This window comes from Kitasatospora sp. NPDC094019 (genome assembly GCF_044764505.1).
Taxonomy (GTDB): domain Bacteria; phylum Actinomycetota; class Actinomycetes; order Streptomycetales; family Streptomycetaceae; genus Kitasatospora.
The window spans coordinates 482471-503474 of record NZ_JBIWIF010000006.1 but is presented as its reverse complement, the minus strand read 5'-3'; the positions used below and the strand labels follow the sequence as shown (position 1 = coordinate 503474).

At 73.9% G+C, this 21004-nt stretch carries 19 protein-coding genes; 9 read left to right on the top strand and 10 right to left on the bottom strand.

The window, feature by feature from the left end:
• Positions 1-7 precede the first annotated feature (7 nt).
• Positions 8-2059 carry a HelD family protein gene (locus ACIQ9P_RS17125; protein WP_402355758.1) on the bottom strand — a complete coding sequence of 684 codons (2052 nt, stop codon included), beginning with the start codon at positions 2057-2059 and terminating at the stop codon, positions 8-10.
• 292 nt (positions 2060-2351) lie between these two features.
• Between ACIQ9P_RS17125 and ACIQ9P_RS17120 the strand changes: the two genes are divergently transcribed.
• The 3 genes from ACIQ9P_RS17120 to ACIQ9P_RS17110 all read left to right on the top strand — a co-directional run bounded on the left by ACIQ9P_RS17120 (position 2352) and on the right by ACIQ9P_RS17110 (position 4533).
• Positions 2352-2513 (top strand): hypothetical protein, encoded by a 162-nt coding sequence (locus ACIQ9P_RS17120; protein WP_402355755.1) that lies wholly within the window; start codon positions 2352-2354, stop codon positions 2511-2513.
• Positions 2514-2609: 96 nt separating this feature from the next.
• Entirely contained in the window at positions 2610-3959 is a 1350-nt protein-coding gene (locus ACIQ9P_RS17115) for an ATP/GTP-binding protein (protein WP_402355752.1), read from the top strand.
• Between the two features lie 16 nt (positions 3960-3975).
• Entirely contained in the window at positions 3976-4533 is a 558-nt protein-coding gene (locus ACIQ9P_RS17110) for an RloB family protein (RefSeq protein ID WP_402355749.1), read from the top strand.
• 6 nt (positions 4534-4539) lie between these two features.
• Here the strand turns inward: ACIQ9P_RS17110 and ACIQ9P_RS17105 are convergent, their stop codons facing one another.
• Together ACIQ9P_RS17105 and ACIQ9P_RS17100 are read right to left on the bottom strand one after the other, a co-directional pair.
• On the bottom strand, positions 4540-6177 hold the full coding sequence (locus ACIQ9P_RS17105) for a DNA repair helicase XPB (RefSeq protein WP_402355746.1): 1638 nt from the start codon (positions 6175-6177) through the stop codon (positions 4540-4542).
• Between the two features lie 114 nt (positions 6178-6291).
• Positions 6292-6696, bottom strand: a complete 405-nt coding sequence (locus tag ACIQ9P_RS17100; RefSeq protein WP_402355743.1) for a hypothetical protein — start codon at positions 6694-6696, stop codon at positions 6292-6294.
• 129 nt (positions 6697-6825) lie between these two features.
• On the opposite strand from ACIQ9P_RS17100, the gene ACIQ9P_RS17095 reads away from it, so the two are divergent.
• Positions 6826-7092, top strand: a complete 267-nt coding sequence (locus ACIQ9P_RS17095) for a hypothetical protein (RefSeq protein WP_402355740.1) — start codon at positions 6826-6828, stop codon at positions 7090-7092.
• An 8-nt stretch (positions 7093-7100) separates the two neighbouring features.
• Here the strand turns inward: ACIQ9P_RS17095 and ACIQ9P_RS17090 are convergent, their stop codons facing one another.
• On the bottom strand, positions 7101-9605 hold the full coding sequence (locus ACIQ9P_RS17090; protein WP_402355737.1) for a helicase C-terminal domain-containing protein: 2505 nt from the start codon (positions 9603-9605) through the stop codon (positions 7101-7103).
• Positions 9606-9982: 377 nt separating this feature from the next.
• On the opposite strand from ACIQ9P_RS17090, the gene ACIQ9P_RS17085 reads away from it, so the two are divergent.
• Positions 9983-11056: a hypothetical protein gene (locus ACIQ9P_RS17085; RefSeq protein ID WP_402355734.1), complete on the top strand. Its 1074-nt coding sequence runs from the start codon at positions 9983-9985 to the stop codon at positions 11054-11056.
• 227 nt (positions 11057-11283) lie between these two features.
• The gene (locus tag ACIQ9P_RS17080; protein ID WP_402355731.1) at positions 11284-12915 is read left to right on the top strand and encodes an alkaline phosphatase D family protein; all 1632 of its coding nucleotides are present in this window, start codon (positions 11284-11286) and stop codon (positions 12913-12915) included.
• Between the two features lie 13 nt (positions 12916-12928).
• Here ACIQ9P_RS17080 and ACIQ9P_RS17075 read toward each other — a convergent pair whose 3' ends face one another.
• The 4 genes from ACIQ9P_RS17075 to ACIQ9P_RS17060 form a co-directional block, all read right to left on the bottom strand.
• Positions 12929-13624: a potassium channel family protein gene (locus ACIQ9P_RS17075; protein WP_402355728.1), complete on the bottom strand. Its 696-nt coding sequence runs from the start codon at positions 13622-13624 to the stop codon at positions 12929-12931.
• A gap of 136 nt (positions 13625-13760) precedes the next feature.
• A complete protein-coding gene (gene tatA, locus ACIQ9P_RS17070) occupies positions 13761-14063 on the bottom strand; it encodes a Sec-independent protein translocase subunit TatA (protein ID WP_402355725.1) in 303 nt (100 codons plus the stop codon).
• Positions 14064-14247: 184 nt separating this feature from the next.
• On the bottom strand, positions 14248-14886 hold the full coding sequence (locus ACIQ9P_RS17065) for a class I SAM-dependent DNA methyltransferase (RefSeq protein ID WP_402355722.1): 639 nt from the start codon (positions 14884-14886) through the stop codon (positions 14248-14250).
• A 160-nt stretch (positions 14887-15046) separates the two neighbouring features.
• Entirely contained in the window at positions 15047-16600 is a 1554-nt protein-coding gene (locus ACIQ9P_RS17060; RefSeq protein ID WP_402355719.1) for an MFS transporter, read from the bottom strand.
• A 135-nt stretch (positions 16601-16735) separates the two neighbouring features.
• Between ACIQ9P_RS17060 and ACIQ9P_RS17055 the strand changes: the two genes are divergently transcribed.
• Positions 16736-17362, top strand: coding sequence for a TetR/AcrR family transcriptional regulator (locus tag ACIQ9P_RS17055; protein WP_402355716.1), 627 nt, complete (start codon positions 16736-16738; stop codon positions 17360-17362).
• Positions 17363-17365: 3 nt separating this feature from the next.
• Here the strand turns inward: ACIQ9P_RS17055 and ACIQ9P_RS17050 are convergent, their stop codons facing one another.
• The gene (locus tag ACIQ9P_RS17050; protein WP_360014804.1) at positions 17366-17683 is read right to left on the bottom strand and encodes a cupin; all 318 of its coding nucleotides are present in this window, start codon (positions 17681-17683) and stop codon (positions 17366-17368) included.
• 221 nt (positions 17684-17904) lie between these two features.
• Here ACIQ9P_RS17050 and ACIQ9P_RS17045 point away from each other — a divergent pair, with 221 nt between their 5' ends.
• Complete coding sequence (locus tag ACIQ9P_RS17045) at positions 17905-18171, top strand: hypothetical protein (RefSeq protein WP_402355713.1); 267 nt, start codon at positions 17905-17907, stop codon at positions 18169-18171.
• A gap of 109 nt (positions 18172-18280) precedes the next feature.
• On the opposite strand, the gene ACIQ9P_RS17040 is transcribed toward ACIQ9P_RS17045, so the two are convergent.
• Complete coding sequence (locus tag ACIQ9P_RS17040; RefSeq protein ID WP_402355711.1) at positions 18281-19438, bottom strand: acyl-CoA dehydrogenase family protein; 1158 nt, start codon at positions 19436-19438, stop codon at positions 18281-18283.
• Between the two features lie 226 nt (positions 19439-19664).
• On the opposite strand from ACIQ9P_RS17040, the gene ACIQ9P_RS17035 reads away from it, so the two are divergent.
• Positions 19665-20861: a TetR/AcrR family transcriptional regulator gene (locus tag ACIQ9P_RS17035; protein ID WP_402355709.1), complete on the top strand. Its 1197-nt coding sequence runs from the start codon at positions 19665-19667 to the stop codon at positions 20859-20861.
• Positions 20862-21004 lie beyond the last annotated feature (143 nt).

Genomic DNA, 21004 nt, shown 5'->3' with positions numbered 1-21004 from the left:
GCCGGCGTCAGTCCAGCTGCGCCGGCAGCGGCTCGGCGTGCAGCACCTCCAGGCCGGAGACCGCACGGGTCAGCGCCACGTACAGCCGCCGCAGACCGGTCCGCTCGTCCGGCTCGCCCGCGACCACCGCGGCCGGCTCGTCCAGCACCACGTAGTCGTACTCCAGACCCTTCGCCAGCGAGGCCGGGACCAGGGTCAGCCGGGCCTCCGCACTGGTCTCGGCGCCCGGGGCGAGGTGCGGCAGTCCGGCCGCCGTCAGCGCCTCGGCCAGCAGCGGCACCCGCGCGTCGGCGGCGATCAGACCGGTCGAGCCCTCCTTGCCGAGCGCCCGTCGACAGGCCGCGACCACGGCCCCGGCCCGCTCCTCCGGATCGACCCGGCGGACCGTCAGCGAGCCCGGGGCCTCACGGACCGAACCGGCCGGCGCCAGACCCGGGGCGATCGACGGCAGCAGCCGGGAGGCGTACGCGATGACCTCCTCCGGCACCCGGAAACCCTTGGTCAGCTCCTCGATGTGCGCGGCCGGCTTGCCCAGGTGGTGCAGCGCCTCCGGCCAACTCGCCGTCGCCCACGGGGTGGTGCCCTGGGCGAGGTCGCCGAGCACGGTCGCCGAACCGGTGCTGCAGCGGCGGCCGACCGCTCGGTACTGCATCGGGGAGAGGTCCTGCGCCTCGTCCAGCACCACGTGCCCGAGCGAGGGGGTGCGACGCACCAGGTCCGTCGCCTCGTCGACCAGCACGGCGTCGGCGGTGGTCCAGCGGGCGGTCCTCACCGAGCGGCCCGGCCGGGGCCACAGCACGGCGGCCTGCTCCTCGGCGGTCAGCACGCCCTCCGCGCACCCGGCCAGGAACTCCGGGTCGGACAGCAGCCGCAGCACCAGCTTGGCCGGGTCCACCGTCGGCCAGCACTGCTTGACCGTCGCCTTCACGGCGGCGTTGCGGGCCACCGCGTCCTGCACCCGGTCGTCCGGGGCCTCGCCGGACTGCTCCATCTTCAGCAGCACGGCGTGCGCGATCCGCTGCGGCAGCGCCTCCGCGGCCGCGCCGTAGCGGGTCTCCCGGGCCTTCAGTTCCTCGATGATCCCGGTCAGTTCGTGGACCGGGACGCGCCAGCGGCGGGAGCCGCGGACCACCACACAGGGCTCGGTGGGCAGCGCGATGCCGGAGCGCACCGCCCGCCGCAGCACCTCGGCCATCCGGGCGTCGCCCTTCAGCCGGGCCGCCTCGGGCGAGTCCTCGCCGCGGACCTCGACGTGCGCGACCAGCTGCTGCACGGTCGCCTGGGCGACGTCCAGCTCGCCCAGCGCGGGCAGCACCTGCTCGATGTAGGAGAGGAAGGCGTTGTTCGGGCCGATCACCAGGGTGCCGGTGCGGGCCAGCCGCTCCCGGTGCGCGTACAGCAGGTAGGCCACCCGGTGCAGGCCGACGGCGGTCTTCCCGGTGCCGGGCGCCCCCTGCACGCAGAGGGTGCCGGAGATGTCGGCGCGGACGATCTCGTCCTGCTCCGGCTGGATGGTGGCCACGATGTCGCGCATCGGGCCGACGCGCGGCTTCTCGATCTCGGCGGCCAGCAGGGCGGAGGCGGTGTCGTCCTCGGCGGGATCGGTGAGGTGCTCGTCCTCGTACGCGGTCAGTTCACCGCCGGTGTAGCCGAAGCGGCGGCGGCGCTCGACGTCCATCGGGGCGGTGCGGCTGGCCCGGTAGAACGGCTGGGAGACCGGCGCGCGCCAGTCGATCACCATCGGGTCGCCCTCGGCGTCGTGCACGTGCCGGCGCCCGATGTAGAAGCTGTCGCCGCCGGAGCCCTCGCTCAAGTCCTCGCCGATGGCGTGCAGGTAGTCGAGCCGGCCGAAGAACAGCGGGGTGTGCGAGAGGTCGGCCAGGGCGGCGATCCTGGCCTCGATCTGCTTGTGCAGCACGATGGCGGTGACCCAGGTGCCGGTCACGTCGCGGATGTCCAGGGACTCGACGTCCTCGCGCATCGCGCGCAGGGCGGCCCGGGACGAGGCGAGGTGGTCGCGCTCGCGCTGCAGGGGGTCGGTGGTGGGGGTGGCGGGCACAGCGAACCTTCCCGGCTGCCCCCGGAAGGCCGGGCGCAGCGGATCGTAGGAGCTCACGGTGGATACAGCCGACCGGTTGCCGTGCGGTCGGCACCTCCCCCGGCTGCCCGCGCGACTTCAGCGGGCACCACGGTTCGGGAGGGGGCAGACGGACGATCCTAGCCGTGCCGGCCTCGGGGATCCAGCCCTGACGGACTCGGGGCCTCCGTACTCCCGGAGGACGACCTTCGTCCCGTCGGGTACGGCCTTCGGGGTGATGGCTGCGGCCGTTCGGGTGCCTACCGTGGAACACATGAGCGCATCGCAGCACCGCACCCGTACCGCCCCGTCCGGCGCCACCGCCACCGCCGGCCGCCGCCGCAACCCCCTCACCACCACCGTCCGCAACGTCGGCATCGCCCTGGACACCGCCGCGCGCGTGATCCTCCTCGGCCGCGACGGCGTCCGCTACTGAGCAGCATGCAATCAGAACGCAGAATTTGTGAAACTCTGCGTATTTCTGCGATCTGATTTGGGTAGTCTTCCCATCGGCAGATGAGGAGGGCCAGCGATGCTGATGCGTTTCCGGGTGGCCAACCACGCTTCGCTCCTGGAGGAGCAGGAGCTGAGTCTGGTCGCGACCGACGAGCACGACGACATCGCAGTGACTGCCGTTGCCTCGGTGGGCGTCGATGTCCTGCCGGTGCTGGCGGTCTTCGGAGCCAACGCCTCCGGAAAATCCAACGCGCTGAAGTCACTGGCCTACATGCAGCGCGCCGTCCTCGAATCGCATGCCCGCTGGCTGCCGGACGGCGGGACGGGACGCACACCGTTCCTGCTCGGCGCCGAGGGCCGCGAAATGCCATCGGCCTTCGCCGTAGACGTGGTGCTGGACGGAGTTTCCTTCGAGTACGGGTTCGAGATCGACGGCGACCGAGTGCACGAAGAGTGGCTCAGGAGCTACCCCGAGGGGCGCCCGCGTCGGCTGTTCGAGCGGTCGGTCGCCGAGGACGGGACGTCGCACTACGAATACGGGCCCAGTTTCAAGGGGCGCAAGAAGCTCATCGAGGACGTGGTTCGTCCGAACAGTCTCTACCTGTCAGCAGGGGCCGGGAACAATCACGAGGTTCTACGACGGATCCAGCACTGGTTCCACCGGGGGCTGCGGGTCGCGGTGGACGGCAACTTCGAGGCCCGGCTGGCGGAGACCCGCCTGCTCTGGGAGGGCGGAGCATCGTCGCAGGAAGAGGTGCGACGGTTGCTTCGGTTCGCGGACCTGGGAATCGCGGACCTCATGTTCACGGAGGCGGACGAGGAGGAGAAGGCCAAGTTCGTGAAGTCGACGGCCGGAGTCCTCGCCCCCGAATTCATAGCGCAGTACAAGCTGCCGCCGCAGGTCCAGTTCGTCCACGCCTCTGAGGAGGGGGCCGTCAGGCTTGCCCTCCGGGACGAGTCGAGCGGGACCCGGACGTGGGCGGGGCTACTGGGTCCAGTGATGACCACGTTGAGGAACGGATCGCTGCTGGTCGTCGACGAACTCGATGCGCACCTCCACCCGCACCTGGCTGCCAGGCTCGTCGCGTTGTTCCAGGACCCGGTGCGCAACGTCAACGGCGCGCAACTCCTCTTCAACAGCCACGACGCCACGCTCCTGGCTCCGCACAGCGAGGCGAACCTGCACCGCGATCAGATCTACTTGGCGACCAAGGGGGTCCGCACAGGCGCCACCGAGCTCACCGCTCTCGTCGACTTCAAGGTCAGGGACGGCGTGGAGAATCTTGAGAAGCGCTACCTCGCCGGTCGTTACGGTGCGCTACCGTTCTTCGACGAAGAGCTTCTGGTGGGGATCGGGGCGAAGCGTGGGGTCGATGAGGCGGGGCAAGCCGCTTGGGACGAAGAGGCAGAAGGCACACACACGTGAGCCCGAGCGGAGCTTCTTGATCTACTGCGAGGGGGAAGTCACCGAGAAGATCTACCTGAACGGTCTGGCACGGGATCTCAGGGGTCGCCCGATCTCGCTGAAGATCGGCAATACCCACGGTGAGCCGGTCAAGCTGGTGACCGCGGCGATCGGGCATGCCAAGAAGGTCGACGACCCCTTCGACGAGGTGTGGTGCGTCCTGGACGTCGAGGCACCGCGCCAGCACCCCTCGCTGGACCGGGCCCTTCGTACGGCCAAGCAGAACGGTGTGAACTGCGCGCTCTCCTCGCCCTGCTTCGAGGTGTGGCTCCTGCTGCACTTCGACCAAGCGCGGGCGTACCTGGCGAGCCACCAAGCGGCGAAGGACTTGGAGAAGGTCCTCAAGGGCTACGGCCACAAGGGCAAGGCGTTCGATTTCGACGACGTCCGCGAACACACGGAGAAGGCCCGGAGGGCAGCACTCGACCTGCACGCCCGGCACGAGCAGCAGAGTGAGCAGATCGAGTGCTGGTGCGTCAGCAATCCCTGTACCTCGATGGGGAGTTTGCTGGACGCCCTGGACTACCGTCCCTGACTCCCGCTACAGCACGTCGTCCGCGTCGATGATGCGGTAGGCGTAGCCCTGTTCGGCGAGGAAGCGCTGGCGGTGGGCCGCGAAGTCCTGGTCGACGGTGTCCCGGGCGACCACGGAGTAGAAGTGGGCGGAGTGGCCGTCCGCCTTGGGGCGCAGGACCCGGCCGAGGCGCTGGGCCTCCTCCTGGCGGGAGCCGAAGGTCCCGGAGACCTGGATGGCGACGGTCGCCTCCGGCAGGTCGATCGAGAAGTTGGCCACCTTGGAGACGACGAGGACGCCGATCTCCTTGTTGCGGAAGGCGTCGAAGAGCTTCTCCCGCTGGGCGTTGCTGGTCTCGCCCTTGATCACCGGGGCGTCCAGGACCTCGCCGAGTTCGTCCAACTGGTCGATGTACTGGCCGATGATCAGCGTCTGGTCCTTCTCGTGCTTCTTGACCAGGGCCTCCACCACCCGGCGCTTGGTCGCCGTGGTGGCGCAGAACCGGTACCGCTCCTCCGGCTCGGCGGTGGCGTAGGCGAGCCGCTCGGAGTCGGTCAGGGTGACCCGGACCTCGCAGCAGTCGGCGGGCGCGATGTAGCCCTGGGCCTCGATCTCCTTCCACGGCGCGTCGAAGCGCTTCGGGCCGATGAGGCTGAACACGTCGCCCTCGCGGCCGTCCTCGCGCACCAGGGTGGCGGTCAGGCCGAGCCGGCGGCGGGCCTGGAGGTCGGCGGTGAACTTGAACACCGGGGCCGGCAGCAGGTGGACCTCGTCGTAGACGACCAGGCCCCAGTTGCGCGCGTCGAACAGCTCCAGGTGGGCGTAGACGCCCTTCCGCTTGGTGGTCATCACCTGGTAGGTCGCGATGGTGACCGGACGGATCTCCTTCCTGGTGCCGCTGTACTCGCCGATCTCGTCCTCGGTCAGCGAGGTCCGCTTGACCAGCTCGTGCTTCCACTGGCGGGCCGAGACGGTGTTGGTGACCAGGATCAGCGTGGTCGACTTGGCGTGCGCCATGGCCGCCGCGCCGACCAGGGTCTTGCCGGCGCCGCAGGGCAGCACGACCACGCCCGAGCCGCCGTGCCAGAACCCCTCGACCGCCTGCGCCTGGTAGGGGCGCAGGCTCCAGCCGTCCTCGGCCAGCTCGATCGGGTGCGCCTCGCCGTCCACGTAGCCGGCGAAGTCCTCGGCGGGCCAGCCGAGCTTGAGCAGCACCTGCTTGATCTGGCCGCGTTCGGAGGGGTGCACGACCACGGTGTCCGGGTCGACCCGGTCGCCCACCAGCGGGGCGACCTTCTTGGAACGCAGCACCTCCTCCAGCACCGGGCGGTCGGTGGTGCTCAGCACCAGGCCGTGGGTGGGGTGCTTGGTCAGCCGCAGCCGCCCGTACCTGGCCATCGTGTCGGCCACGTCGACCAGCAGCGCGTGCGGCACCGGGTAGCGGGAGTAGTTCACCAGGGCGTCGACCACCTGTTCGGCGTCATGGCCCGCGGCCCGCGCGTTCCACAGCCCGAGCGGTGTCACCCGGTAGGTGTGCACGTGCTCCGGCGCCCGCTCCAGCTCGGCGAACGGCGCGATGGCCCGCCGGCATTCGGCGGCCCTGGGGTGGTCGATCTCCAGGAGGAGAGTTTTGTCGCTCTGGACGATGAGCGGTCCGTCGTTCACGCGGGGAAGCCCTCCACTGGCTGACAGGTCGGTCGGGGCCGCGGGTCCTGCGGCACGCCGACCCTCCAGTGTCGCGCATCCGGGCGGGTGGACGGGACCGCCCCCGGCGAGCGGCTACTTCCACTCGTAGTACTTGCCGGCCGAGGTGCCGTCGGGTGCCACCTCGTACTCGAAGAGGCCGACGAGGTGGGTGAGGCGGTCGAGCTGCGGCGAGGCGGTGGAGAAGAAGAGCGATCCGCGCCAGCTGGTGCCGCCGCCCTCGGTGAAGTGGCCGACCGCGATGCCGCGCCAGGTGACGGTCTGGCCGTCGGCCGTCATGTCGACGCCCTGGCCCTCGCCGTGCAGGGTGCCGTCGGGGCGGAGTTCGGACTCGTAGGTGCCGAAGCCGGTGACCGGGGTGCCGTAGTAGTTGCCCTTGCTCTCGAACGAGACCTCCACCACGACGTGGCCGTCGCCGGCGTCGAGGACGCGGCGGCCGGTGTCCTTGTTCCGGGTCTCGCCAATGAGATCGCCGAGCATGATGACTCCTTTCGTCACCCCCGTCATTCCGGACTACGCCGGTCGGGGCGGCCCGTCAACCGGGGGTACGGGCCGTGCGGCCGGCGACGCGGGGGGTGACCGTGGCGGGAGTGGCTCGTTGATCCCTGCATGAACAAGTCGAAGCGTGTTCTCACCGCTCTCGCCCTGGCCGGTACGGCCTTCGCCGCGACCGCCTCCTCGGCCGGTTCCGCGCACGCGGTCGCGGGTGTCGGCGAGGGGCCCGGCGGGCTGCTGGCGGCGCCCGGGTTCCTGCTCGCCGACCTGGCCGGGGCGAACGCCGTGATGCCGGTCGGGCAGGGCGACCTCGCGGCCATGGCGGACAAGGCGATGAAGCAGAAGCAGGCCGAGCAGGAGGCCCAGCAGCAGGGCCACTGAGCCCGGGGTCACTCGTCGAGCTCGGCGACCCCGGTGATCCGGTGCAGCGCGAAGGTGCGCAGCTCGCCGTCGTGGTGGTCGAAGGCGGTCACGTAGCCGCCCTCGACCTTCACCGGGTCGATGATCCGCTGGCTGGCCAGGCCCTCGGCGTTGAGGTAGCCGATCCACATCCGCTCGCCGAGCAGGACGGCCGTCTGGAGGGCCGCCAGGGTCTCGGCGGCGGCGGTGCGCGGCAGCTGGCGCCCGGACGCGGCGGCGGGCTCGCGGCGGACGGCGGTGGCGGCCCGGTCGCCGGCCCGGATCGCCTTGACGGCGGCGGCGAGCAGGGTGTCGTCGGGTGCCGGCGGGCCGTCCGGGACGGGCACCGGCGCCGCCCGGGGCGGGGTGCGGTGGCTGTCCGGGCGGGTGATCAGCACATCGCCGTCGGCGGACTCGGCGGCCGGCGCGTAGCCCATCGCGCGCAGGGTGGCGAGCAGGACGTCCGGCGGGGCCTGGGCGGCCAGCACGGTCGGTGCGAGCAGCCGCAGCCGCAGGTCGGCGGAGCGGCGGTCGGCGAGGATCTCGTTCAGCAGCGACGGGTCGTCGCAGCGCAGGTAGGACGAGGCGGCGCCGACCCGCAGCAGGCCGTGCCGGCGGGCGACGTCGTCGATCAGGTAGGCGAGCGGCTGCGGGACCGGGGTGCGGGAGTGCTGGGCCAGGAAGGCCCGCAGGTCGGCCGCGCCGCGTCCGGCGTCGAGGGCGCGCCGGACCGACTCCGGGGTGAAGCGGTAGACGGTCGCGCCGCCCTTGGACTCGATGTCGGCGCAGAGCGCGAGCGCCTGGGCGAGCGGGGTGAGCAGCGGGCCGGGCGCGATCGCGGTGAGGTCCGGCTGGAGGATCACGTGGTCGAGCGGCCGCGGCAGCAGCGGGGCGAGCACGGTGGCGGGGTCCGCCTCGGCGGTGAGCAGCGCGCGGGCGGGGGCGGCGAGGGCGCCGCGGCCGGTGACGCCGAGCAGTTCGGCCTCGGCCAGGGTCCAGCCGACCAGGTGTTCGCGCAGGTCGCGGCCGTCGGGGTCGGTCGGCCCGCCGCGCAGCGGGCGCTGCCAGCGCAGGGTGGGCAGGAGATCGGCGGGGGTGGCCGCGGTGCCCGGCGGGAGTTCGGCGAGCAGGGCGAGGGCGGCGCGGCGCACGGACGGGGCGAGGGTGCGGTCCAGTTCGGGGCCGAGCGCGGCGCGCTGCTTGCCCTTGCCGTCGGCGGTGCCGGCCAGGGCCGGGACGCGGGTCGCGGCGAGCCAGGCGCGGGCGAGCACGGTCCAGCGTCCGGCGGTGTCCAGACGCAGCCACTCGTCGTACCCGGGCGTCGGCGCCCAGTGCTCGTCGACCTCGCCGTCCGAGGCCAACAGACCTGCGGTGTAGGCGAGTTCGAGCCAGAATGCGGCGGTCTGCTCGGTGCCCTCCAGGGCCAGGGCGGTGCGCTTGAGATCGCGCACCCCGAGGCCGCCGGCGCGCAGGGTGGTCGGCGGGGTGAGACCCCAGAGCTCCAGCAGCTCCTCGACGGTCCGGACGGCGGTGTGCGCCTGCCCGGCGGCCGCGCCGTCCACCGTCCCGGGGTCGCGCGGCGCGGCGGTGGGCGCGGGTTCGGGCTGGACCGGCTCGACGGTGCGGTGCGAGCGTCCGCCGCGCAGGTGCAGGGCGAGTTCACGGGGCAGGACGACGCTGCCCGGGCTGGTGGGCAGCAGCAGACCCCGGGCCAGCAGCCATTCGACCGGACTCCGGGCGTCCTGCGCGGTGACCGGGCGGGTGGCGTCCGGGACGGTGCCGGTGGGTGGTCCCCAGACCAGACGGTCGAGCAGCCGCAGCGCGGCCTCGGGGGCGGTGGCGAGCAGGGCCTCGCAGCGGGCGCGGTCGCCGAGCAGGGCGGTGAACGCGCCGACGGCGGTGACCGGGTCGGGCGTCGCCGGCTGCCCGGCGGAGGCGAGCAACTGCTGGAGCCGGGCCGGGGACATGCCGGTGCTCGCCTCGGCGAAGGTCGGGCCGAGGCCGGTGCGGCCGGGGTTGGCGGCGGTCGGCGCGAGTGCCTCGCGGGCCGCGATGACCAGGCGCAGCCCGTTGTCGGGCCCCCAGAGCAGGGCCCGGTCGCGCAGGGTGGCCAGGGCGCGGGGCAGCGCGGCGGCGACGGCGGCGCGGTCGGCGGAGCTCAGCGGGGTGGCCCCGGGGTGCGGCTTCACCTTGGCCGGGCCGGCCAGCAGCGTGCGCACGGCGGCCGGTGAGGAGGCGTCGGGGAGCGCGGCGAGGGCCTCGGCGGTCTGCAGGGTGAAGCGGTCCAGTCGCTCCAGCGCACGCAGGGCGGAGGCGCGGGACGAGAGCCGGGCGGTGAGCTGGGTGAGGTCGCCGGGCACGGGGTTGAGCAGGTCGGGGCGGGACCGGAGCAGGGCGGCGAGGTCGTCGTCGGGCCGGGCCCGGAGCTCCTCGGCGAGGGTGCGGGGGCCGGCGAGGGACTTGGCCTGGCGCTGTGGGCCCTGCTGTGTGGTCATTCGACCTAGGTTAGTCGGGCGGCGGCGGGGTGGGAGGGCCCCGGCGCCGGTGGATGCCGGGGCGTCGGCGGGATCCGCGGGGGCGGCCGGTGCTCGGGGGTTGACGGGAGCTGCGCGGGGGTGGGGCGTCGGGGGAGGGGGCCGGTGGGGGCGGAGGCGGTCCGGGCGGGGGCGGTTCCGTCGACCCCGGCCCCCGGTCGGGTGCCGCCGGGGCGAACACGGGTGCGGCCGGGCGGCGTTCCGGCTCGCGTGGCGGGGTGGCGGGTGGGTACCGTCACGGTCGGCGGGGATGACGCCGCGTCCGGACGTGTGGCGGGTCCGGGCGGGGGCGGGCATCGGTACGGGCCATCGGTACGGGCGAGGCGGGGTGCGTGGGGATGTCGGACGGCGAGTGGTGGCGCAAGCAGGGGCCCTGGAGCGGGCCGCCGGGGGGTGCCGGGGACTCCGGCGGGCCCTCCGGCGGGACCGGTGACGGGGGTGGGGACGGGGACAGCGTCTACGCCGGGGAGCCGACGCCCGCCGTCCCGCCGCGCCCCCGGGAACCTCCGCGTCCCGCCGGGGCGCCGTCCGGGCCGCCGTCCGGCTCCCCCGCCGCGTTCCTGCCGCCTCCCACGCGTTCCGGCCGGGACCGGGACCGGGGCGCGGATGGGGACGGTGGCTCGCCGTGGCTGGCGAAGCAGGTCGAGGACGCCCCCGCGGACCCGGAGGCGCTGCCCCCGGCCTACCGCGCCGTGAGCACGGGCGACTGGAACTACGTGACCATCGACTTCGGGGACGGCCCGATCGCCTCCAACCACCCGATCCCGGAGCAGCGGACCGCCGCCGACGCCGGTCCGGCGCCCGGAGCGGGCGGGGACGCCGCCGACCAGGGCGACCCGGCGGCACCGGACGCGGCCGCCGGGGCGGGGGGCGCGTCGGCGGGGAAGGGCAACGGGAAGGGTGGGACCAAGGGCGGGAAGAAGGCACCGGCGGGGAAGGGGAGATCCGGGAGGAAGGCGCGGGCCCGGGGGAAGAACGGCCCCGCCGGAGCGGACCCCGCCGAGGGCGCCCCCGCCGCGAAGGGCGGTGCCAAGGCGCCGGGCGGGCGGCGGCCCTCGTTCCTGCTGCTGCTCTCCGCCGCGGTGCTGGTCGGCGGGGCCGTCACCGGTCAGCTGATCGCCATGCTGATCGGCTGGGCGCTCGGCTACCTGTCCCGCCAACTGTCGGACTTCACGCGGAAGTTGGCGGTTTTCGGGATTCCGCTGATGGTGATCAGTGGCAGCTCGCTCTTCTACTGGGGGCAGGCGCAGGGCCGTTGGGGCGTGGCCCCGCAGCCGGGCGAGCAGGGCTCGCACGCGATGTGGGAGGCCGCGCCGGGAGTGCTGCGGGTGGCGGCGGTGCTGTCGGCCGTCTTCCTGCTGCTGATGTCCCTGCGCCGCAAGGGCGGTGGAGCGGCGGGCGCCGGTCGGTAGCTGCCGGGTCGGCGGCGGTCGACCGACCGCTGTCGTGGCGTCAACTCCGTTGGCCGGGGCTGGAAAGGGCCAAGACGTCGCCTGCTGTTCACGGGGCTCTCCACTCCCGTCTGATGGAATTGCCGGCCGTGGTGTCACCCGTGCGCAGCAGCTGCAGGAGGTCTCGCGTGCCGTCGTCCCCGTCGTCCCCGCCGTCCCGGACATCCCCGCTCTCCCAGGTGCCGCCGGTGCCCTCGCCGTCCGCTCCCGGGCGGCCCCGGACCGCCGCGATCGGCCGCCGCGGCCTGCTGGTCGGCGCGGCCGTCGCCGTGGGCGCCCAGGCGCTCAACATCCGTACGGCGCGCGCCGAACCGGTCCGCCGGGATCCGTTCCCGCTCGGCGTGGCCAGCGGCGACCCGTTGCCGGACGCCGTGGTCCTGTGGACCAGGCTGGTCGCCGACCCGTTCGACGCCGCCGCCATGGGCCCCCGCTCCGTGCCGGTGTCCTGGGAGGTCGCGGCGGACCCGGGCTTCCGCCGGGTCGTCCGGCGCGGCACCGCCGTCGCCGAGGCCGGACGCGCGCACAGCGTCCATGTCGACGTGCGCGGGCTCCTGCCCGGCCGCGACTACTGGTACCGCTTCCGCGCCGGCCGCCACCTGAGCCCGTCCGGCCGCACCCGCACCGCCCCGGCGGCCGGCGCCCGCCCCGGCCGGCTCCGCCTCGGCGTGGTCAACTGCCAGGACTGGCAGCACGGATACTGGCCCGCGTACACCGCCCTGGCCGCCGAGGACCTCGACGCCGTCGTGCACCTCGGCGACTACATCTACGAGACCGACCCGAACAGCCAGTACCCGGACCGCCTGCACACCACCCCCGCGACCCCCGGGACCAACCAGCTCCTCACCCTGGCCGACTACCGGGCCAGGCACGCGCTGTACAAGACCGACCCGGCCCTGCAGGGCGCGCACGCGGCCTTCCCCTGGATCGTCACCTGGGACGACCACGAGGTCGAGAACAACTACGCCGGCCTGGTCGACGAGGTCGACGACACCGGCGCCGGTCACCAGGACCCCGCCGCCTTCGCCCGCGAGCGCGCCGCCGCCTACCAGGCGTACTACGAGCACATGCCGCTGCGGAACCCGTACCGGACCGGCTCGCCGGACTACCGCATGTACCGCCGCTTCGACTTCGGCGACCTGCTGCGCCTCAACGTGCTCGACACCCGCCAGTACCGCACCGACCAACCGGGCGGTCACTCGCAGGACTTCGGGCCGGTCGCGGACGGCCTGGGCAACACCGCGGGCACCCTGACCGGGGCCGAGCAGGAGGAGTGGCTGCGTCGCGGCCTGTCCGGTTCCCGGGCGCGCTGGAACGTCATCGCCCAGCAGGTGATGATGAGCCAGATCCGCTTCCCCAACTTCCTGGACCCGGCCCACCCGCTGCCGCCGCTCGCCAACCTCGACCAGTGGGACGGCTACGACCCGGCCCGTACCCGGCTGCTGCGCTTCCTGCGGGACGCGGCGGTGGCCAACCCCGTGGTGCTGGCCGGGGACATCCACTCCTCCTGGTTCAGTGACCTGCGGATCGACCGCGACGACCTCGCGGCCGCGCCGGTCGCCGTCGAGTTCACGGCGACCAGCGTCAGTTCGGACTTCCCGGTCGCGTTCGACGGGCCGCTCAAGGCGCTCAACCCCACCCTCAACCCGCACGTCCGGTACTTCGACGGCCTGCGTCACGGCTACCTGCGCCTGGACGTGGACCGCGAGCGCTGGTTGACGGACGCCCGGACGGTCGACAGCATCGCCGTCCGGGAGTCGCCGGTGCGGACCTCCGCCTCCTGGGCGGTGGTGGCCGGCGAGCCGGGCCTCGTCCCGGCCTGACCCTTCGCGACCGCTAGTCGCCGCCGGGGTCCCGGTCGCCGCCACCGCCGCGGCCCCGGCGTCGGCCGCGGGCCCGGTCGCGGCGGCGCGGGCCGTGACCGGAGCCGCGACCGGGGGTGTGGCCGGGGCCGACACCGTGGGTGTGGTGGCGGCCGTGTTCGGGTTCCTCCGCCAGCCGTTGGGCGCGGACCTCCATGCCGGAGCGCACGGTCCGGCTCAGGGCGCCGGCCGCCGCGGCCAGGAAGACGAAGTTGTACGCGATCTGCAGGAGCACCACCAGACGTGGCCCCTGCCCCGCCGCGGTGATGTCGCCGTAGCCGATGGTCGCCATCGTGACGACCGTGAAGTAGAGCGCGTCCAGGCGGGTCTCCAGCCCGGCGAACTCGCCCGGACGGTCGGCCAGGACGTAGTAGGTGGCGGCGAAGACGGTCAGCGAGAAGCAGATCAGGAAGGCCAGCCAGACGCCGGGATGGCGGCCGGTGCCGCGGATGCTGTCGACGATCCGGGCCAGCAGCAGCCCGGTCAGCAGGGTCAGCACCGCGCCGAAGAGTGCCCAGCTCAGCAGCGGCCGGTCGTCTCCCAGCCGGCGCAGCGGCAGCGTGAAGTAGCCGAGCATCAGCAGGGCGAACGAGCTCAGCAGCAGACCCCAGGCCCGCAGGTCGGGATGCCCCAGGAGGGGGGCCGGCGGCGGCTGCTCGTTCGCGGACATCGTGGCCAGCCTGCCCCGGTGCGGCCGGTCCCGCCGCCGGGGCTGCTCCGTCCGGGCCGGGGGCCGGCGGCGCCGGACGCGACGAAGCCCCCGCCGGTTCGGGCGGGGGCTTCGGCCGACTGCGTGCCGCCGAGGATCAGGCGGTGGTGGACCGGGGCGTCTCGGTCGCCTTGGTCACATTGGTCGGGTTGACGGCGGCCGGCTGCGCCGGGGTGGCGGCCGGCTGGGCCGGGGCGGCGGTGCTCTGGGCGGTACCCGGCGCGGCGTCGGCGGCGGCGGGGGTGTCGTCCTCGCGCATCGCCTTCGTCTCCGCCTTCAGGATCCGCATCGACTTGCCGAGGCCGCGGGCCATCTCCGGCAGCTTCTTCGACCCGAACAGCAGGATCACGACAGCCAGCACCACAAGCACGTGCCAGGGCTCAAGACCGTTACGCAGCATCCCTGGCCACCGGTCCCTTCTCGTCTAGAGTCGTACGTCACAGTTGGGCAAAGCGCCCGTCCTGGCCAGTATGCCTGTCCCCGGCGGCGAACGTATACACCGGCCGGGAAACGCTGGTCAAAAACCAGGTGCTGCGCGGACGGACGGCCGGGGGTCGCGGTCCGCCCGCCGGGTGCCTGCCCGGTCAGGTCCGACGGGCCAGCAGGTAGCCGCGGCGGGTGGACGCCTCCTCGGGGTACGGGTCGCGCTCCAGCCGGGCGGTGACGGTGAAGCCGGCCTCGGCGAGCAGGCCGGAGACGGTGTCGGGCTCCAGGGAGCGGAAGTCCACGTCCACCCGGTGGCCCCACCACTCGTCCAGTGTCCTCACCCCGGTGCCCAGGTGGAACGAGACCAGGAGCACCCCGGACGGCCGCAGCACCCGCCGCATCTCCGCGAAGGCCGGTCGCAGTTCACCCGGTTCGAGGTGGATCACCGAGTAGAGCGACACCGCGGCGGCGAACTCCCCGTCGGCGGCGGGCAGCGCCAGCAGGTCGCCGACCCGGAACTCCGTCCCCGGGTGCTCCCGCCGGGCGACCGCCACCATCGCGGGCGACAGGTCCACCCCGACCGCCGTCGCTCCCCGTCCGCCCAGCCAGCCGGTGATGTGGCCCGGCCCGCATCCCAGGTCCGCGACCGTCCCTCCGGCGGCGTGCTCCAGCACCACGCCGAGCAGCGCCCGGTCCATCGCCTTGAACGCCAGCTCGTCCCCGATCCGCCGCCGGTACTCCTCCGCCACCGCGTCGTAGCTCGCCCGTACCCGCCCGTGTCCGCCGCCGTCCGCCATCCGGGCAGCCTGGCATCCGGTGCCGCCCCCGTACAGCCGAATGCCCGGACCGGCCGGACCGAACGGCGGACCGGCGCCCGGACCGAACGCGGCGGCCCCCGCCCGGGGTGGGCGGGGGCCGCGATGACGCGCGTGCGGGGGATCGGGTGGAGCGGGCGGGTCAGGCGGTGACGGGCTCGGGGGTCGTGGTGGCCGGGGCGGCGGCGGGGAGGTGGCGCATCAGGCGGTGGGCGAGGAAGGAGGCGCCGACCGCGAGGACGAGGCCGACCACGGCGGCGACGTGCAGGCCGTCGGTGAAGGCGGACCGGGCGGTGGCGAGCAGGTCGGTGCCGATCCGGCCGGGCAGGTGGGCGGCGACGGTGACGGCGCCGCCGAGGGTGTCCTGCGCGGTGCGGGCGGCCTCGCCGTCCAGGCCGGCCGGGAGGGCGCCGTCCAGCCGGGAGCGGTAGACCGCGGCGCCGGCCGCCCCCAGCAGGGCGATCCCGAGGGAGCTGCCGAGCTCGACGGCGGTCTCGGAGGTGGCGGAGGCGACGCCGGCCCGCTCGACCGGGGCGGCGGAGACGACCATCTCGGCGGTGAGCGTCATGGTGCCGACGGTGCCGGCGGCCAGCACGCCCGCCGCGGTGAGGATGAGCGCCAGCGGCGAGTCCGGGCCGACCAGGGTCATCATCGCGAAGCCGGCCGCGCCGATCAGGAAGCCGCCGGCCATCATCGCCGCCGGACGGACCTTCCCGGCGAGCGCCGAGCTGAGTCCGACGGCCGCGCCGACACCCACGCTGGGGACGAGCGACCAGAGTGAGGCGGTGAGCGGGCTCATGCCCTTGACCAGCTGCAGGTACTGCGAGGTGAAGAGGGTGAAGCCCATCATCGCGAACATCGCCATGGTGTTGACGGTGATCGCCCCGCTGAAGGCGCGGATCCGGAACAGGGAGAGGTCGAGCAGCGGGGCGGCGGCGGTGCGCTGGCGCCGGAAGAACGCGACGCCGAGGAGCAGGCCGGCCGGGACGGCGGCCGCGGCGACCGGGTCCCAGCCGTCGACGGCGAGGGTCTTGACGCCGTAGACCAGCGGCAGGACGGCGCCCAGCGAGAGGACGGCGCCGAGCAGGTCGAAGCCGCCGCCGCACCGGGGGGAGCGGTACTCGGGGAGCAGGGCGGGGGCGGCGAGCAGGACCAGGGCCATCACCGGGAGGGCGAGCAGGAAGACCGAGCCCCACCAGAAGTGGTCGAGCAGCAGACCGCCGGCGACCGGGCCGAGGGTGGCGCCGGTGGTGAGGATGCCGCCCCAGGCGCCGAGCGCGATCTGACGCTGCTTGGGGTCGTGGAACATGTTGCGGATCAGCGCGAGGGTCGAGGGCATCACGGTGGCCCCGGCGACGCCCAGCAGGGCGCGGGCGGCGATCAGCTGGGGGGCGCTGTCCGCGTAGGCGGCGAGCAGCGAGGCACCGATGAATCCGGTCGCGCCGATCATCAGCAGCCGGCGGCGGCCGATCCGGTCGCCCAGCGCGCCCATCGTGACCAGCAGCCCGGCCAGCAGGAACGAGTACATGTCCATGATCCACAGCTGCTCGGTGCCGCTCGGCGCCAGCGTGGTGGAGATGTAGGGGACGGCGAAGAAGAGGACGCCCATGTCCATGGTCAGGACGAGGGTCGGGAGCAGGAGGACGGCGAGGCCGATCCATTCGCGACGGCCTGCGCGGCCGGTGGTGGCGGTCATGAGGAAGACGGTACGGACGTGTCAGACATTTGTCTAGTACGAGCGTCTGAATCACTCGTGCGAGACTTGCGTGCCAGACGTATGTACGAGACATGCGTGCAAGACAAGCGTCTTGATCGGACGTAGCATGCGGGTATGGGAAATCGTGAGGACCTCATGGCCGGCGCCAAGCAATGCCTCTTCGACAAGGGCTACGGGCGCACCACCGCCCGGGACATCGCCACCGCGTCGGGCGTCAGCCTGGCGGCCATCGGCTACCACTTCGGGTCCAAGGAGTCCCTGCTCAACGCGGCGCTGATCGAGGCGACGGCGGAGTGGGGCACGGTGCTGGCGACCGTGGTGGCGCGGGCGAGCGAGGCGTCCGACGACCCGGCGGAGCGCTTCGTCGCGGTGTGGGACGGCGTGCTCGGGACCATCGCCGAGCACCGCGGCCTCTGGGCCTCGCAGTTCGAGGTGATGCTGCAGGCGGACCGGGTGCCCGAGCTGCGGGAGGCGCTCGCCGGGATCCAGAAGCAGGGGCGGCTCGGACTGTCGGCGCTGTTCCAGGGCCTGCCCGAGGTGCCGGACACCGACGAGGAGCTGTCCCGCGGCATCTTCTACCAGGCGCTGCTGGTCGGTCTGGCCGGCCAGTGGCTGGCCACCCCCGAACTGGCGCCGCGCGGGAAGGACTTCCTGCGCGGGCTGGAACTCGTCGGCGGTTCGGTGCTGCGGCCGAACGGTGCCCCGGCGGACGGTCCGGGGTGGCACGGGCCGACCGGCTGAACCTCAGGCGGTGACGGCCGTCAGCAGCACCACCGAGTCGACGTGCGCGAGCAGGCCGTGCCGCTCCTGCGGGACGGTCTGCAACTGGCCGGCGGAGAGTTCCTCGCGCCGGCCCGCGACGGTGAGGGAGACCCGTCCGCGCAGCACCTGGAGGCTGGCGGCGGCCGGGGCGTTGTGCTCGTCGAGCGAGGTGCCCGCGGTCAGGGCGATCACGGTCTGCCGGAGGACCCCGTCGTGCAGCACCAGATGGGCGCTGCGGCCGTGCGGGCTCTCGGCGGCCCGGGCCGCGTGTTCCGCGACGAGCTGTTCGAGATCGACCATCGCGTGTCCTCCTGAGTCCTGCCGCCGCTCCGCCGTGCCGGAACCCCCTCGCGGCCCAGCGTCCCGGACGTGCCCGGCGCCCGCACTCCGAGCGGCACCCCGGGCGGCGTCCGAGCGGCACCCGGGCAGTGGCCGGAGCCGTGTCCGGGCGCCCACGCGTGCGGACGCGGGTGGACGCGCTCGACGTGCGGGCGCGGCGGACAGCGCCCATCGTGGAGGGCATGGCGACCAACGAGCGTTCTTTCAGCGGGTTCCAGGTCAACCGCTCGCTGCTGGCCGGCGGCGCGCTGCTCACGGGCATCGGCGCGCTGTTCGGGACGGCGGGCGCGGTGATGGTGTGCGCGGCGCTGGCCACGGCCGGCCGCGACTGGGTGCGGCGGCTGGACACGCCGCCGCAGGCCCTGGCCCAGCGGGCCCTGCACGAGGCCAAGGTGGCGTCCTCGGCGGGCTGGGAGGCATGGCGCACCGAGCACCACTCGCCCAACTGAGACCGGGGCGGCACCCGTTCGCCCGTCCGCGCGTTCGACTCCGCGCGGACGGGCTGACCGGGTCCGGGCCGGACCGGTTCGGGGCGATCCGGGCCGGCCGTCGGTCCGGCTACAGTCCGAGCGACTTGGCGACGATGCTGCGCATGACCTCGCTGGTGCCGCCGTAGATCCGGAAGACCCGGTTGTCGGTGTAGAGCCGGGCGATCGGGTACTCCAGGATGTAGCCGTAACCACCGTGCAGCTGAAGGCACTTGTCGATCACGCCGGACGCCGACTCGGTGCAGAACAGCTTCGCCGCCGCGGCGTCCGCGACCGTCAGCTCGCCGTTCTGGTACAGCTCCAGCGCGCGGTCCACCATCGACTGCTGCGCCATCACCTGCGACTCGCAGTCGGCCAGGGTGAACTTGGTGTTCTGGAACTCGGCGACGGTCCTGCCGAACACCTTGCGGTCCTTGACGTACTGCACCGCGAACCGCACCGCCGCCGCGGCGGCCGCGTACGCGCCGACCGCGATCGCCAGCCGCTCCTGCACCAGGTTGTGGGTCAGATAGGTGAACGCCCTGCCCTCGTCGCCGAGCAGGTTCTCCACCGGCACCTTGACGTCCGCGAAGGCCAGCTCGGCGGTGTCCGAGCTGCGCAGCCCGATCTTCTGGAGCTTGCGGCCGACCGTGTAGCCGGGCGAGGTGGTGTCCACGCAGAGGATGGAGAGCCCGGCCCGACGGTTGTCCGGGTCGTACGGCGAGGTGCGGCAGACCACCAGGACGAGGTCGGCGAGGACGCCGCCGGTGATGAAGGTCTTGGCGCCGTTGAGGACGTAGTGGGTGCCGTCCTCGGAGAGCCGGGCGGTGGTGGAGATGCCGGCGAGGTCGGAACCCGCGCCCGGCTCGGTCATCGCGATCGCGGTCATGATGTCGCCGGAGACGAAGCCCGGCAGCCAGCGCGCCTTCTGCTCCTCGTCGGCGTACTCCAGCAGATAGGGCAGCACCAGGCCGGTGTGCACGCCGGAGGATCCGAAGCCGACGCCGGCCCGCGCGGTCTCCTCGGCCACCACCGCCTGGTACTTGAAGCCGCTCTCGCCCGCGCCGCCGTACTCCTCGGGCACCTCGATCCCGTAGACACCGAGCGCGCCGAGGGTGCGGTAGAAGTCCCGCGGCGGGTGTCCCGCGGCCTCCCAGTCCTCGTACACGGGGACGACCTCGTTGGCGATGAAGTCGCGGATGGTCTCGCGGAAGGTCTCGTGGTCCTCGGTGAACACGGTGCGGCGCACGGCGGCGCTCCCTTCGACGTGCCCGACGCGGCGCGGCCGGGCGGCCCGCCGATGGCCCCACAAGTTAATCGGGAGTAGCTTCGGCTGTCCAGGGTCGGAGGAGGGGTGTTCGCGCTGTTGCCGATGGGTGGGGGAACGGTCCGGCGGGGCCTTGGGTGAACGGCTGCTAGCCTGCCGGACGGGCGTCGGAGCGGGCGCCGAACGGGTGTCCGGAGGGGTGGGCGTCATGGTGGTGCGGCGGCCGCCCGCGCGGGCCCGGCGGGCGCAGATCCTGGCGGTGGCCGCCGAGCGCTTCCATCGCGAGGGCTACCACCGGGTGTCGATGGCGGACGTCGCGGCCGGGGTCGGCATCACCGCGCCCGCGCTCTACCGGCACTTCCGGGGCAAGCCCGAACTGCTGGACCGCGCCGTCGGGGTGGGCCTGGAGGCGCTGGCCGACGCGGTGCGGACGGCCGGTTCGACGGCGGACCTGGCCGCCGCGCTGGCCGCCGTGGCCGTCGCCCATCGCCCGCTGGGCACCCTGGTGCAGCGGGAGGCCCGGCTGCTGCCGCCGGACCGGCGGGCGGCGTTCCGGCGCGAACTGCGCGCCGACATCGGCCTGATGGCCGCCGTGCTGCGGGCCGAACGCCCCGGACTCGCCGCCGCGGACGCCGAACTGCTCTGCTGGTCGGCGCTGTCGGCGGGGGCCGGGCTCTCCTACCAGTCGACCGCCCCGCAGCCGCGACGGGCCGAACGGCTGCTCCGGGAGGTGCTCGGGGCGGTGCTCGCGGTCCGCCTCGACGCCGCGGGGCCCGCCGCCGCGGCCGCGGTCGCCGTCCCGGTGGAGCCCCGTCCCGCTCCCGCGCCGGGGTCGCAGTCGCGCCGGGAGGAACTGCTGACGGCCGCCGTGCGGCTGTTCCACCGGCGGGGCTTCGACAACGTCAGCACCGGTCGGCTGGGTGCGGAGGTGGGAATCTCGGGGCCGAGCGTCTACCGGCACTACGACAGCAAGGCGCAGCTGCTTGCCGCCGCCCTGGTCCGGGGCCGGGAGCGGCTCCGGCACGAGGTCGGCGGCGCGATCACCGGCACCCCGGGCGGTCCGGAACGGGCGCTGGCGGCGGGTCTGGCCGCGTACGTGGACTTCGCCCGGCGCAACGGGGACTACCTGGGCGTGATGCTGAGCGAGACCGAACGGCTGGCGCCGCCGGACCGCCGGGCCGCGGTGGACTTCCGGCGGGACTTCCTGCGCGGCTGGGTGGAGCTGCTGGTCCGGGTCCGCCCGGAGGAGGGCGCGGCGGCCGCCCGGATCCGGGTGCACGCGCTGTTCTCGCTGGTGAACGACGGGGTGCGGAACCGGCCGCACAGTGTCCGGCCGGACCTGGACGACTGCCTGCTGCGGCTCGGCCGGGCGGTCCTCGGCCTCCCGGACCTCCCGGACCTGTAGGACCTGTAGGACCTGTAGGACCTCCCAGGCCCGTCGGGTCACCCGGGCCCGCCGGACCTCCGGAGGCGACGGACCTCCCGGACCCGTCGGGTCCGGGAGGCCGGAGCGACGCGGCCGGGTGGGGCCCCGCCGGCGTGGGGCGC